The organism is Nocardioides exalbidus (genome assembly GCF_900105585.1).
Lineage (GTDB): Bacteria > Actinomycetota > Actinomycetes > Propionibacteriales > Nocardioidaceae > Nocardioides > Nocardioides exalbidus.
This window is the reverse complement of record NZ_FNRT01000002.1, coordinates 3,794,890-3,807,679: the sequence shown is the minus strand read 5'-3', so window position 1 is coordinate 3,807,679 and position 12,790 is coordinate 3,794,890. Positions and strand designations below refer to the sequence as shown.

Sequence of the window (12,790 nt, the reverse complement as noted above, 5' to 3'; positions counted from 1 at the left end):
CGTGAGGAACGGGTATCCGCGAAGTGGCGGAACGTCCGTCACTTGAACCGCGGAGACCTGTGCTTTCACTGACCTACCTGAGCTCGACCGACCACACGTTCACCAAGGACAAGCTCGACGACCTCGTGCGGGTGTCTCGCGCCAGGAACGAACGACTCGGCGTGACGGGGATGATGCTGTACTCGGGCGGCATCTTCCTGCAGACCCTCGAGGGACCCGATGACTCGGTCGACGCCCTGTTCACGCTCATCGACGCCGATCCTCGTCACCGAGACCTGTTCATCGTGCGCCGAGAGAGGATCGAGACGAGACGCTTCACTGCGTGGTTCATGGGGTGCCGCGTCATCGCGAGGGATAAGGCGGCGATCATCCCCGGCTTCACCGACTACCTGCGCACGGGTGAGATCGAAGAAGTGGCTGCTCGTCAGTCATCGGGTGACTCTGACGTCTCGGCGCGTCTTCGACGAGCTCGTCGCCTAGGACGTCCCGCACTGAGGGCACACGTCCGTAGGGGGGAGCACACGCTTCGACCGCGGGTGGCAAGGTGGAGGAACGTCCTTGCTGGAGACCACGGTGAGCACCAGACGATCGGCAGGAGTAGTGCCGTGGTCCCCGTCTCTCTCGTCTGCGAGCCGCAGACTCCCTCCGCATCGCTGACCGCGCGCCAACATCGCCAGCAGCGCACCGACGCCATCGCCGCGGAGCTTCGACATAGTTGTCATGAGTCAGTTGACCGCGCGCAGCTGGTCGATGACCTGATCTCGACCAACATCCCGATGGCGCGTGCCCTGGCAGCGCGGTACCGGAACCGTGGGGTGGACCTCGACGACCTGGAGCAGGTTGCCATGATCGGACTCGTCAAGGCAGCGCGGCGCTTCGACGCAGACGCCGGACACGACTTCATGTCGTTCGCCGTTCCCACCGTGCGAGGGGAGCTCCGTCGGCACTTCCGGGACTTCGGCTGGACGATCCGTCCACCCCGCCGGATCCAGGAGCTCCAGTCCACGATCGGACGCGCTCGTCTCGTTCTCGAACAGCGTTGGGGTCGCGCGCCGCGCCCGAGCGAGCTGGCTGCGCATCTTGACGTCGACGTGCGTGACGTCGAGGAGGCGCTCGCGGTGGATGGGTGCTTCACGCCGACGTCGCTGGACGGAGCCTCCGGTTCGACTGCTCCGGGCGATGTGGTGGGGGACTGGGACGGTGCATTCGATGCGGTAGACGCACGGGTGGTGCTGGCTCCCGTCATGGGGCGGATCTCCGCCCGGGACCGGCGAATACTCCTGCTGCGGTTCTACGAGCAGCGCTCCCAGCAGGAGATCGCCGATGCGGTCGGCCTGACGCAGACGAGCGTCTCTCGAGTCCTGACTCGCATCCTGCGCGACCTGCACCGGTACCTGGTCGAGAACGACGCGGCCGCATGAGGTGCGTTCACCGACGAGCCATCGGACGGACGCATGCCGCGTCCAGGTCGGGGCACTGGCAGGCACGAGCGCAACGCTCGGAGGAGACGGATGAGAGCAAGATGGTGAAGTCGGAGTTGAGATCATGAGGATGCCGAAGCCGCGCGGCCCACTGAGCGATTGGGTCGCGGCGCGGCTCAGCGAGTCCTCCGACCGGGAGATAGCGCCCGCCGCACCCGCAGCGGGGTCGTGGGACGACGAGTGCCTGGCGCTGTGGACGCTGCACGAGCTGTCCTACCGCGGCTTCGAGGACGCCGTCGACGACGCAGAGGAGGTCGTCGACGTCCTCGTCGTGCGCCGCGCGCTCGAGGTGGCGCTCGAGCAGCGCCTGCGCGGGCGATGGTCGTCAACCGACGACGTCGAGCCGGCCGGCGTGCCCGCAGCGCTCCAGTCGATGGTCGCCGACGACGACGGTCCCTCGCTCGCCGACCACGTCCGGCGGCACGCCGATGTCGAGGAGGTGCTCGAGCTGCTGCGGCAGCGCTCGGTCTACCAGCTCAAGGAGGCCGACCCCACCACGTGGGCGATCCCGCGCCTGCCGACACGCGCCAAGGCTGCGCTCGTCCAGCTGCAGTACGACGAGTACGGCGACGGTGACCCGAACCGGATGCACGCGCACCTCTTCGCGCGCGGGATGCTCGACGTGGGACTCCGCCCGGAGTACGGCGCCTACCTAGACGACGCGTTGCCCGAGACCCTCGAGCTCAACAACGCGCTGTCGATGTTCGGCATGGTGCGCCGCTTACGGGGAGCCGCGGTGGGCCACCTGGCGGCGTTCGAGATGACAAGCTCCCTCCCTGCCCGGAAGATGGTCCAGGGTCTCCAGCGACTCGAGCTGACCGGTGCGATGGTGGGCTACTTCGACGAGCACGTCGAGGCCGACGCCATCCACGAGGTTTTGGCCGCGCGCGAGATCTGCGGGTCGCTCGCGGCTGACGAGCCGGCGCTGGTCGGGGACATCCTCTTCGGCGCCTTCACCTGCCTCGACCTAGAGGCGAGGTTCGCCGGTGCACTGTTGCGGCAGTGGGGAGTCGAGGCGTGACCGAGCGCGACTTCCCCCACCCCGACGTGGTGCTCGAGCCGCACGGCCCCATGCTGGTGCGGGGAGCGACCTCGATCGAGGACGAGGAGGGCACGGTGCACGCCGTCGACCGTCCCGTGGTGGCGCTGTGCAGGTGCGCCAAGTCGAGCCGGTTGCCGTGGTGCGACGGGACGCACAAGGTCCTCCGGCGCAACAGGTCCTGACGGGGTCCTGACGGGGTCCCGACGGGGTTCCGACGGGGTTCAGGGCGGCGGGGCCGGTGTGGCAGCGGTGCTGATGGTGGAGGCGGTGGTGCGCGCCCACCCGTGCGGCACCCGTCGCACGAGTCCCAGCCGTTCGAACTCCTGCAGCCACCCCGCCATCGGCCACTGGCCCCAGCGCTCCGCGTAGATGCGTCCGTTCCTCAGGATGTCGTTGAGGTGCTCGACGGGCGGGCTGCTGACCGGATGGTGCTGGTGGTAGGCGCGGGCATCCCCGATCCAGCCGAGACCCACCCCGGCGGCGATCGCGGTCCGGGCGAAGTCGGTGTCCTCTCCGCCGTAACCGACGTAGTCCTCGCAGAACCCGCCCGTGCGTTCCCAGGTCGCGCGGTGCGTCGCGAACGACAGTGACCAGAAGAGGTCGGGGTCCGTCGCGTCCAGGTGCTGGCCACGGTCCGGCATCGGGCGCGCAGGGTGTGGGTCGTCCCAGTCCTCGAGCTCCCGCGGGTCGTCGGGGTAGCCATCGGGGGGCGGTGGAGGAAGGTAGGTCACCGGCCCGGACCAGATCGACTCCGGCCTGCGCCCCACGACGTCTGCGTAGGCCGCCACCAGCTCGGCGCCGGGGAGGCAGTCCACGTCCAGGAGGACGACGACATCCGCGCCACCCTCGATCGCCCTCCGGACGCCGAGGTTGCGCGCGGCGGCCAGGGGCAGGCCACCGTGAGCCGTAGGGCCGTGGTGGACGACCGTGCGGTGCAGCGATCCGACGGAGTGCTCGGTGATGCCGGGATCGTCCATGGCGACCACGACGTAGGAGTCCGGGAGCTCGGTCCCTGACGCCAGTCCGAGGTGCTGCGCCGCGAGGTGCTCGTGGCGTCCGTGGGCGATCGTCACGACGGCGACGCCACTCATCCGGAACCGCCGCCGCGGACGCGCTGGCGGGTGGCCAGGACGACGTCCGCGAACCGATCGGCGGCACCGCCGTCGCACCAGCCTGCCCAGCCGCCTGCGTCCAGGGAGGCAGCCCGGGCGAGGACGGCGGGCCACTGCCCGGTGGGCCAGGTCCGGCAGACCACGGCGGGCCAGTCCGCCGCCAGGCAGTCGGCCGTCACGTGTTGCTCGTGGTGCGGACGCGACTGAGGGATGACGACTGCCGGCCTCCTGGCGGCTGCCGTCTCGGCGATCGCGTTCTGACCGGCATGGGTGACCACGACGTCCACCCGGTCCAACGTCGGCGACGGGTCCTCGACCCAGGTGTGCTCGTCAGCACCGAGGACGTGCCACTGCCAGTCGGGGGTCGCTGCTCGCGCTGCAGCGACGTCCTCGGCTCTCACCTGGTGTCCGCCGGAGCCGAGCATCAGCGCGACGGAGCGCGGGGCCACCGTCCTGGGGCGGGCGCGCGGCTCGCGCACCGGGTGGCGGGAGAGCGCGCCGACCGGCACGAGGCGCCGGGCGACGGCTTCCGGCAGCCCGGGGGACATACCGCGCGCGTCGGCGGGCCAGAACGCGACGAGCGCCTCCGCGGTTCCGAAGCCCAGGAGGTGGGCAGCGTCGTCGCGCTGTCCGGGCAGCACCACCGCGATGGTCGGCACTCCGTGCAGCCGCGCCAGGAGGAGGACCTCCACCGACACGTCCACGACGACCAGCTCCGGGCGCGCGGACTCGATCCAGGACGAGATCGCCGCGGCGCGAGCCCGGGCTCCGTCGTGCAGCAGTGGAGCCCAGTGGAGGTGGCCGTTCGCACCAGTGTCTCGAGGGTCGCCGTCGTCGTCGCGGGGGAGCTCGACCCAGTCACCGATCCATCGGGCCGGTCGCGGGAGGGTCGACAGTCCGGTCACGGCGACGCCGTCGCGGGACAGCCGGGCGGCGAGCACCTCGGCGCGTCGTCGGTGCCCCTCACCGACGTGGTGCACGTAGTAGCCGATCCGGTCGGTCACGCCGCGTCCTGCTGGCGGCCGAGATCTGCGTAGAGGTCGAGGTAGCGCGCGATCATGCGGTCGGCGCTGCACGTCGCCTCTGCGTGTGCGCGTACGGCCCCTCGGTCGAGCTGCACGGCGCTCGCCACGGCGTGGGTCAGCGCATCCACGTCGCCCGGTGCGGCCAGCACCCCTGCCTCGGGTGCCACCACCTGGGCGAGTCCTCCTCGCGCGAAGGCTGCCACCGGCGTCCCGCTGGCCATGGCTTCTGCTGCCACGAGGCCGTAGGGCTCGTCCCACACGGGCGTCACGACGGCTACCGACGAGCGACGCAGCAGGGCGGACAGTGCCTGCCCGTCCAGGTGGCCGGCATACCTCGCGCGTTGGCCGAGGCGTGGCGCGACCTCGCGCCGGAAGTACTCCTGGTCCTGGACGGGCCCCGCCAGCACGAGGGGTACGCCTGCGGCGCGGCACGCCTCGATCGCCAGGTGTGGTGCCTTCTCGGGGACGATCCGGCCCGACCAGACCGCAGGTCCGCCTCCTTCGCCCGGGGGCCAGTCGCGCAGGTCGAGGCCGTTGAGCACCACCTCGCTGTCGACCACGTGACGCCAGGCGTCCGCGGTCCACCCGCTCACCGCGACGAACCGCCCTGGCCGCGGGGACAGCGCGAGCGCGGACTCGAGCATCGGCAGCGGGGGAGTGTGCAACGTGGTCAGGAGCGGCACGTCGAGCGCGGAGGCCATCGCCACCGGAAGGTGGTGGAGGCTGTTGTTGTGGACGACGTCGTAGTCGTCCGTCCCGGTGCGGGACAGGGTCAGCATGAGGTCGAGGTAGGCGTGGTGGTCGGCGATCCACTCCGGGTGCGGTGCGTTCACGTCCGCCAGAGCAGCCGCGCTCAGCTCGACGGTCGCGAGCGGGAGCACGCGAACCGAGGGGTGCGAGGTGGATCCCGGACCGGCGAACAGGGTCACCTCGTGGCCGCGCTCGGACAGTCCGCGCGCCATGGTGTGCGTCATGGACTCCAACCCGCCGGCGAACGGCTCGGTGATGGGGTAGCGGCTGGACGCGATGAGGCAGATCCTCACCGCGCACCGTCGATCAGCGACTGGTAGATGCGGGCGTGCGCCGATGCGAGCTCGGTGCGCTGCCTGCGTCGTTGCTCGACGCTCGGCCCGGGGGCAACCCGACCGTCGTACGCCTCCTGCACGGCGGCGGCGAGGCTGTCGGCGTCGAGGTGGTGCTCGTCGTGCCCGTAATCGAGGACCGGTGCCTGGTCGGCGTAGTAGCCGCAGCTGGGGGCGATGACTGCGGTCCCGAGGTCGCGACACGCCTCCAGCCATCCGCTGTGGGTGCCGAACCTGTAGGGGAGGACCGACACGTCGAGCGAGGCGAGGTAGGCCCACAGCTCGTCGTCGCCGAGGTAGTCGTGGACGCGGAGGTCGATCCGACCCTGGTCGGCGTGCTCCCGCAACATGGACGCGAGCCCGGCGTCGTACCTGGCACCGTCGGGGTGCAGGACGTCGTGGTGTCCGTTCACCTGGAGCACGGCGTCCGGGAGGTCCCGTATCGCGTCGAGCAGGACCGGCACCAGGGGCTGCGGGTCCATGGCTGCCCTGAGGCTCTTGACGTGCAGGCCGACCCGGAACTGTCGAGCTCGGGAACCGCTGCGGCGTACGTTCCGCATCGTGGCTGCACGCCGCATGACGTCCAGCGGGACGACGTGCGGGTGCGGCAGCACGTGGGCTGTCCGGCCCCATCGCCGCTGGATCTCGTCGGCGGCGCCGCGCGTCAGGGTGATCAGTGCGTCGGCCGCCGGGACGAGGACGTCGAGGTGCCGGTCGTGGGCCGCCCGGTCGGCGTGGTGCGGGTTGCGCAGGTCGTGGATTGTGAAGACGAGGGGCTTGCGACGGCGCTTCAGCGTCGCGACCAGCTCGCGCAGGTCTGCCTCACTGCGCGCGTCGAAGCCGAAGTGCAGGTGGAACACGTCGAACTCGTGGGAATCAGCCCAGGACGGCTGCAGCATCACCGGCGGCCACCAACGCTGGGAAGCCGCGGCCCGGCCGTCAGGGTCGGGGTCGGGGAGCCTGATCGGCCCTGGTCCGTCCTCCGGGGACAGGTGGCGGACATAGACGTGGTTCGCCGGCACCGAGGCCACGACCGGCTGGTGCGCGCGCCGGCGACGTGGGGCAGGGGGGACGACCGCCTCCGTCCCGGTGCGGAGGCTTGCTTCAGACGTGGTCACGGCCGCAGGTACCCCGTGGCGAGCACCTCATGCTGGTCCGGCCGGACTTCTTGGTGGCCATCGACGCGCGGCCGACATCTCACGGTCGATGCGCGCTGCGGTTGGCTTCCACGGGCGCGTGGAGTCCGTGTGTCAGCGCCCACAGCACTGCCTTCGTACGGCTCTCGACACCGATCGCTCGGTAGGCTCCCCGGATGTAGGACTTCACCGAGTTGATGCTCAGGTTGTAGCGGTCGGCGATCTCGTGGTTGCTCATGCCGGCTGCGATCAGGGTCAGTACGTCCGACTCGCGCGCGGTGAGCCCGGAGAGTTGTCCCGGCCACTGCTCGCGTGGACGATCGTTCTCCGGTGCGACGACGTGGTCGCCGCGGTGGATGGCGTGCAACGCCGTGACCAGGTCGCGGCGCGGCAGGGCGGTGCTGAGGTAGCCGGCGTACCCGCGGGCGAGGAACGCTCCAGCGGTCCGTCGTCGGAACGCGCCGGTGAGCACCGCGACCCGGTGGACCTGGGGGTCGGCCAAGAGGCGGGAGAGGCGTGCGGGCTCATCGTGCGGTTGGTGCGCTGGGTCGACAAACATCACGTCGATCGCGCTGTGTGCGCGTGAGGGACCAGGCACGACCTGGATGTCGGAGCCCTCTCGGCCGACGATCGATGAGACACCCGCGACGACCACGTCGGAGTGGTTGAGCAAAGCGATGCGCATGATGGAGATCGTCCTTCCGAGGAACATCAGCTGGAGGACGCGAGGCGGGGGTCAAAGGCGCGCGAGGACTCCAACTTATCGGGCGGCGGGGGCGCTGCAGGCGTCGGCCCCGTTGCACGACGACGCGCCCTGCGAGCGGGACCCGTCTTCCGGACGGACCGGACCGCGAGGTCTGGGCGGTCCGGTCCTCGACGTTCGAACCGGCAGGGGACCGGTCGACGTCGTGCGCTGGAGTACCCGGTTGTGGGGCGTTGACCCTGCGGAGTGGTGGGCGCGTGATGAGTCGATAGACCCACCCGCGAGGGCGATTTGCCGAAGATGCTTGACAGGTACATTCTTCGCCGTCTTCGAGTGACCTCACCACTACCGGGTGGTGGTTCCACCCGCGATGGGTGATCGTTGACAGTGCGACCTGGCCCCGGAAGAAGGCCAGGTCGCACCCATGCCTTCAGGACGCTACGGCGTGCCACCGACAGTGGGCCGCAGTCGAGATCCGCGGCGCCTGTGGTCAGCGTGCGGGTTGCGGGAGCCACAGCGTGTGCGGCCCCCGCTCCCCGGATGGTGGGATCAGACGTGGGCGGAGCTGCGGCGCTGCGTCATCTGCCAGATGACCAGGGCGATGACCGCACCGAGGATCGAGCCGATGATTCCGGCGGGCTGGAGGAAGCCGTCGCCGGCGTCCTTGCCGAAGAGCAGGTAGCCGAGGAAACCGCCGACCAGCGAGCCGACGATGCCGAGCCCGATGGTCGCCACGATCGACATGTCCTGGCGTCCGGGTACGAGCAGCCGGGCCACGAAGCCGGCAATGGCACCGACCACGAGGATGGTGAGGATGAGTCCGAGCATGTGAGTGCCTTCCGTTCGAGGGCCGCTGTGGCGGCCCTTGGGGTACACGAAAACACCCCAGGGGGAGGTCAAACACACCCCGGGGTGGGTTAGGCTCACCTCTGTGACCCCGCCTGCCCGTCCCATCCAGGTCGCGATCGTCGATGACTACGACGTCGTGGTCGTCGGTGTCGCGAACATGCTCGAGCCCTACCGCGAGCGTGTGGTCGTGGCCGAGCTCGACACCAACAAGCCGCTGGTCGACGAGGTGGACGTCGCGCTCTACGACTCCTTCGCCCAGCCGGAGTCCGACCACGACGAGGTCAGGACGCTCATCGACAACCCGCGTGCCCACAAGGTGGTGATCTACACGTGGAACTTCCACCCCGACCTCCTCGACATGGCACGCGAGCTCGGCGTGGACGGATACCTCTCCAAGGCGCTGTCGGCTCGTGAGCTGGTGGCGGCGCTCGAGGCCGTCCACAGCGGCGAGACCGTGATCAACGAGCCCTCCACGAGGACCATCCGCACCACCGCCGGCGACTGGCCCGGACGCAGTGAGGGCCTGTCCGACCGCGAGGCCGAGATCCTCGCCCTGATCACCCAGGGCAAGAACAACGCCGAGGTGGCGGCGCTGACCTACCTCAGTCCCAACACGGTCAAGTCCTACATCCGCGGGCTCTACCGCAAGATCGACGTCGAGAGCCGCACCCAGGCCGTGCTGTGGGGCGTACGCCACGGGTTCATGCCCGACCACCGCCGCATCGACCACTGGCGCGGCGGCCCGTGAGCGCCAACCGTTGGCTGCAATCGCGATCCTGCGAGGCGGAACCTCGACCGGAAGCTCTCGCCGTCTGCTGCGTCGATGCGCCCAACCATTCGACAAACGGCGAGTTCACCCGGATCGTCACCCCTGGGTCGGCCCGGCCACGCCGCCGTGCAGCCGGGTGATGCGATGCCGACTGCCGCTGCGGACGCCGACGAGCGTCAGGCCGACGTCTCCACCTTCGTGCCCAAGTTGGCGTTGAGGACGAACGCGGTTGCCGACAGGCGCGGTGGGGCGAATCAGCCGATGCGGACGGTTGCGGTGCCGGTACGTTGCGTGGACCGTCCGGTGACCCTGATGCGCGCCTCTCCGGGCTCGAGGGTGCGGGGAAGCTTGACCCGCAGCACGAGGGTGCTGGCGTCGGCGCGCACGTCAGTGCGGCTGAGGCGCTGACCGGCGACCGTGACCACGTAACGTTCGCCGAACCCGAGCCCGTCCACCCGGAGTCGGATCGTCTTCCCGGGTGTGGCGCGCGACGGTGCCTGGACCGTGAGCTGGGCGGGTGCTCGCACGGCGACGACCGATGTGCTCGCGCTCGTGGAGCCGAGCTCGTTCGACGCGATCATCCGGAAGGTGTGCAGCCCGGCGCGGTCGAGCCTGACCTTGATGGACCCGTTCGCAGGGATGGGCGCGGTGCCGTACGCGTCGCTCAGCAGCTTCTGCAGCGCGCCGGTCGCACGCAGGGTCGCGTCTCCTTGGCTGGTCCAGCTCACGGTGGCCGTGCGGCCGCGCCTGATGGTGGGCTCGCCGTCAGGGGTCAACGCGGCCTCGCGGGAGCCGTTCGGGACCTGGATCGACAGCTCGACGGAGGGGGCTTGGTTGGTGGCCACGGCCGCGGTGCTGCTCGAGCGAGTCGACGCGTCGGTGTAGCCAGGCCTCGTGGCGACCACCATGACGCTGATGCGCTGGCCTCGGTGGGCGGGGGTGAGGAGCAGGGACTCGCCGGTGGCTGCAGCGATCGGGGTGTCGTCGGCGAACCAGGCGAAGCGATACGTCGTGGCTGCGGGCGTGGTGGGCCCGGTGGTCGCGGTGAGCACCTGCCCGACCCGTGCCGTACCGCTGATCGCGGCCGACGGAGCGGTGGCAAAGGACGCAGGCGCGACGGTTGCAGTGGCCGCGGAGGAGGCAGTGATGTCGACGTAACCGTCGCGGGACGCGGTCACCTTCAGGGTGATCTGCTTGCCGACCAGGTCCGGGCTCAGCACGAGCTGGTCACGGTCAGCAGCCACGACCGGGCTGCCGTCTGCGAACCAGCTGTAGGCGTAGGTGTCGGCGGCCGGCGAGGGCGCGGAGACGACCGCCTTCAGAACGGCGTCCACCACGGCGTTGCCGCTGAGTGCGACGGCAGGCGCCGTCGTGAAGACAGCGCCGGTCACTGCCTCGGTGGGCTCGGAGGTGTCGGTGGCGTCGGTGTAGCCGTCGCGGACCGCGGTCACGGTGACGGTGATGGTCTTGCCCACCATGGCCGGGGTGAGGTCGAGGGTCCGGGCGGTGGCGTCGGCGATGGGGGTGCCGTCGGCGGACCAGGTGTAGGTGAACGACTCAGCGGACGGGGTCGTCGTACCGAGCTGTGCGGGCCCGGGGGAGGCCGTCAGGGTGCCGCCCACCACGGGCGTGCCGGTGATCATGGCGTTCGGGCCGGTGGCGAAGGCGGCCTTCGCGACGGCAGCGGTGGGGTCGGAGGTGTCGGCGGCGTCGACGTAGCCGTCGCGGACTGCGGTCACGGTGACGATGATGGTCTTGCCGGCCATGGCAGGGGTGAGGTCGAGGGTGCGGGCGGTGGCGGCGGCGATCGTCGTGCCGTCGGCAGCCCATGTGTAGGTGAACGAATCAGCAGCAGGCGTCGTCGAACCCAGCTGCGCCGGGCCCGGCGTGGCGGTCAGCGTGCCGCCCACCACGGGCGTGCCGGTGATGGCCGCGGTGGGGCCGGTGGTGAAGGTCGGCTTCGCGATGACGTCGAGCGTGACCGGCCCGTCCACCCGGCGGACCACGTTGTTGCTGGAGTCTGCGAGGTAGAGGTTGCCGGCTGCGTCGATGGCCAGGCCCTCGGTGTCGTTCAACTGGGCGGACCTCGACGGTCCGCCGTCCCCGGTGTAGCCCGCCGTACCAGTACCAGCGACGGTCGAGATGACCCCGTCAGGGGCGACCTTGCGCACCTGGTTGGTGCCGAACTGGTTGAAGAAGACGTTGCCCGAGGCGTCCACCGCCATCCCGCCCGGGGTGCTCAACCGGGCGAGGGTTGCCTGACCCCCGTCGCCGGTGGATCCGGCAACTCCGGTCCCCGCGTAGGTGGAGATGATCCCCTGTGGCGTGACCTTGCGGATCACGTGGTTGGAGATCTCGGCGAAGTAGACGTTGCCCGCCGCGTCGACCCCCACGCCGTAGGGCGACCGAATCTGCGCCGAGGTGCCCGGGCCCCCGTCGCCGCTGTAGCCCGACGTGCCGGTGCCGGCGATCGTGGTGATGATCCCGTCCGGGGTGATCTTGCGGACGTAGCCGTTGCCCTGATCGGTGAAGTAGACCGTGCCGGCCGCGTCGATGGCCATGCTCGCCACGCGCAGCCTGGCCAGGGTTGCCGGACCCCCGTCGCCGCTGAACCCGCTGATGCCGGTCCCTCCGTAGGTGGTGATCGTCCCCTGGAGGTCGACCTTGCGGATCCGGTTGTTGCCGTCGTCGCCGATGTAGAGGGTGCCTGCCGCGTCGACGGCGATGCTGTAGGGATTGTTGAGCTGGGCCGAGGTCGCCGGTCCGCCGTCCCCGCTGAATCCGCCGGTCCCGTTCCCGGCGACGGTGGTGATGGTGCCGTCAGTGGCCACCTTGCGGATCCGGTTGTTGCCGTTGTCGACGACGTAGACGTTGCCCGCTCCATCCACGGCCAGGTTGGACGGGTAGATCAGTCTGGCCGAGGTCGCGGCGCCCCCGTCGCCGGAGAAGCCCGGCGTGCCGGTACCGGCGATCGTGCGGATCGGGGTGGTGCCGTTGTCCCCCGACGCGCTCGGCATCAGGTCATTGGTGCCCGAAAAGGCCGCTCTCACCCGGTACCTGCCGATGGCGAGCGTCGACACCGACAGCACGGCCTTGCCGTTGACGACGGCGGCTGAGCCCAGCACCGTGGATCCGGCCCGGAACTCCACGGTCCCGCCGTCGATCGCCGGCCCGGTGCTAGAGACGGTCGCGGTGAACTCCACCGGCTCTCCGACGTAGACCTGGGATGCCGATACGACCAGCTTCGTGGCGGTTGGCACCTGAGCCATCACCGCAGCCGCGACAACCTGGCTGGACGGTCGCACCACCGCGGCCTGCGCCGAAGCTCCTGGCCCTCCCACCGCGAGACCGGCGGCGACCACCGCGACGACGGACAGCACTGCGGTGCGAGGCGCAGACGACATGAAAGAACTCCCCGGGGTACGGCTGCACGCGCAGCGGCGTCACATTAAGCGGCGGGAAACACCCTCCGCAGGCAAACCGACAAGCCCGTCCAGGCCACGGTTGGCAATGGGCCGCGGGTAGTGGCGGAGGTCATGTGCGACGACCCGGGCCAGAGAGGCCACGTGGCGGGGGTGGCCCCCGGCATCG

Annotated in this window: 11 protein-coding genes; 4 read left to right on the top strand and 7 right to left on the bottom strand. The window is 70.3% G+C overall.

The window, feature by feature from the left end; translation table 11 throughout:
* Nucleotides 1-59: 59 nt before the first annotated feature.
* The 3 genes from BLV76_RS18505 (at nt 60) to BLV76_RS18495 (ending at nt 2,705) form a co-directional block, all read left to right on the top strand.
* Nucleotides 60-1,421 carry a sigma-70 family RNA polymerase sigma factor gene (locus BLV76_RS18505; RefSeq protein ID WP_139306627.1) on the top strand — a complete coding sequence of 454 codons (1,362 nt, stop codon included), beginning with the start codon at nt 60-62 and terminating at the stop codon, nt 1,419-1,421.
* Between the two features lie 124 nt (nt 1,422-1,545).
* Nucleotides 1,546-2,502 (top strand): iron-containing redox enzyme family protein, encoded by a 957-nt coding sequence (locus tag BLV76_RS18500; protein WP_090971011.1) that lies wholly within the window; start codon nt 1,546-1,548, stop codon nt 2,500-2,502.
* Entirely contained in the window at nt 2,499-2,705 is a 207-nt protein-coding gene (locus tag BLV76_RS18495; RefSeq protein ID WP_245734752.1) for a CDGSH iron-sulfur domain-containing protein, read from the top strand. Before BLV76_RS18500 ends, BLV76_RS18495 begins: the two co-directional genes overlap by 4 nt.
* A 39-nt stretch (nt 2,706-2,744) precedes the next feature.
* On the opposite strand, the gene BLV76_RS18490 is transcribed toward BLV76_RS18495, so the two are convergent.
* The 6 genes from BLV76_RS18490 to BLV76_RS18465 form a co-directional block, all read right to left on the bottom strand.
* On the bottom strand, nt 2,745-3,614 hold the full coding sequence (locus BLV76_RS18490) for a glycosyltransferase family 2 protein (protein WP_139306626.1): 870 nt from the start codon (nt 3,612-3,614) through the stop codon (nt 2,745-2,747).
* Nucleotides 3,611-4,639 (bottom strand): glycosyltransferase, encoded by a 1,029-nt coding sequence (locus BLV76_RS18485; RefSeq protein WP_090971009.1) that lies wholly within the window; start codon nt 4,637-4,639, stop codon nt 3,611-3,613. The genes BLV76_RS18490 and BLV76_RS18485 overlap by 4 nt, the downstream gene beginning before the upstream one ends.
* Complete coding sequence (locus tag BLV76_RS18480; RefSeq protein ID WP_217630391.1) at nt 4,636-5,703, bottom strand: glycosyltransferase family 4 protein; 1,068 nt, start codon at nt 5,701-5,703, stop codon at nt 4,636-4,638. Before BLV76_RS18480 ends, BLV76_RS18485 begins: the two co-directional genes overlap by 4 nt.
* Complete coding sequence (locus tag BLV76_RS22920) at nt 5,700-6,602, bottom strand: glycosyltransferase family protein (RefSeq protein ID WP_245734751.1); 903 nt, start codon at nt 6,600-6,602, stop codon at nt 5,700-5,702. The genes BLV76_RS18480 and BLV76_RS22920 overlap by 4 nt, the downstream gene beginning before the upstream one ends.
* A gap of 337 nt (nt 6,603-6,939) precedes the next feature.
* Nucleotides 6,940-7,563, bottom strand: a complete 624-nt coding sequence (locus BLV76_RS18470) for a helix-turn-helix transcriptional regulator (RefSeq protein ID WP_175539737.1) — start codon at nt 7,561-7,563, stop codon at nt 6,940-6,942.
* 567 nt (nt 7,564-8,130) lie between these two features.
* Nucleotides 8,131-8,409, bottom strand: coding sequence for a GlsB/YeaQ/YmgE family stress response membrane protein (locus tag BLV76_RS18465; protein ID WP_090971001.1), 279 nt, complete (start codon nt 8,407-8,409; stop codon nt 8,131-8,133).
* A gap of 103 nt (nt 8,410-8,512) precedes the next feature.
* On the opposite strand from BLV76_RS18465, the gene BLV76_RS18460 reads away from it, so the two are divergent.
* Entirely contained in the window at nt 8,513-9,178 is a 666-nt protein-coding gene (locus BLV76_RS18460) for a helix-turn-helix transcriptional regulator (protein ID WP_245734750.1), read from the top strand.
* Nucleotides 9,179-9,453: 275 nt separating this feature from the next.
* Here the strand turns inward: BLV76_RS18460 and BLV76_RS23380 are convergent, their stop codons facing one another.
* Nucleotides 9,454-12,468: an NHL domain-containing protein gene (locus BLV76_RS23380; RefSeq protein ID WP_139306625.1), complete on the bottom strand. Its 3,015-nt coding sequence runs from the start codon at nt 12,466-12,468 to the stop codon at nt 9,454-9,456.
* Between the last annotated feature and the right edge of the window lie 322 nt (nt 12,469-12,790).

Bases quoted from the DNA above. Each gene is read 5' to 3' on its own strand.
- BLV76_RS18465 (WP_090971001.1), bottom strand. From the start codon at position 8,409: ATGCTCGGACTCATCCTCACCATCCTCGTGGTCGGTGCCATTGCCGGC.
- BLV76_RS23380 (WP_139306625.1), bottom strand. From the start codon at position 12,468: ATGGCTCAGGTGCCAACCGCCACGAAGCTGGTCGTATCGGCATCCCAG.
- BLV76_RS18490 (WP_139306626.1), bottom strand. From the start codon at position 3,614: ATGAGTGGCGTCGCCGTCGTGACGATCGCCCACGGACGCCACGAGCAC.
- BLV76_RS18500 (WP_090971011.1), top strand. From the start codon at position 1,546: ATGAGGATGCCGAAGCCGCGCGGCCCACTGAGCGATTGGGTCGCGGCG.
- BLV76_RS18470 (WP_175539737.1), bottom strand. From the start codon at position 7,563: ATGCGCATCGCTTTGCTCAACCACTCCGACGTGGTCGTCGCGGGTGTC.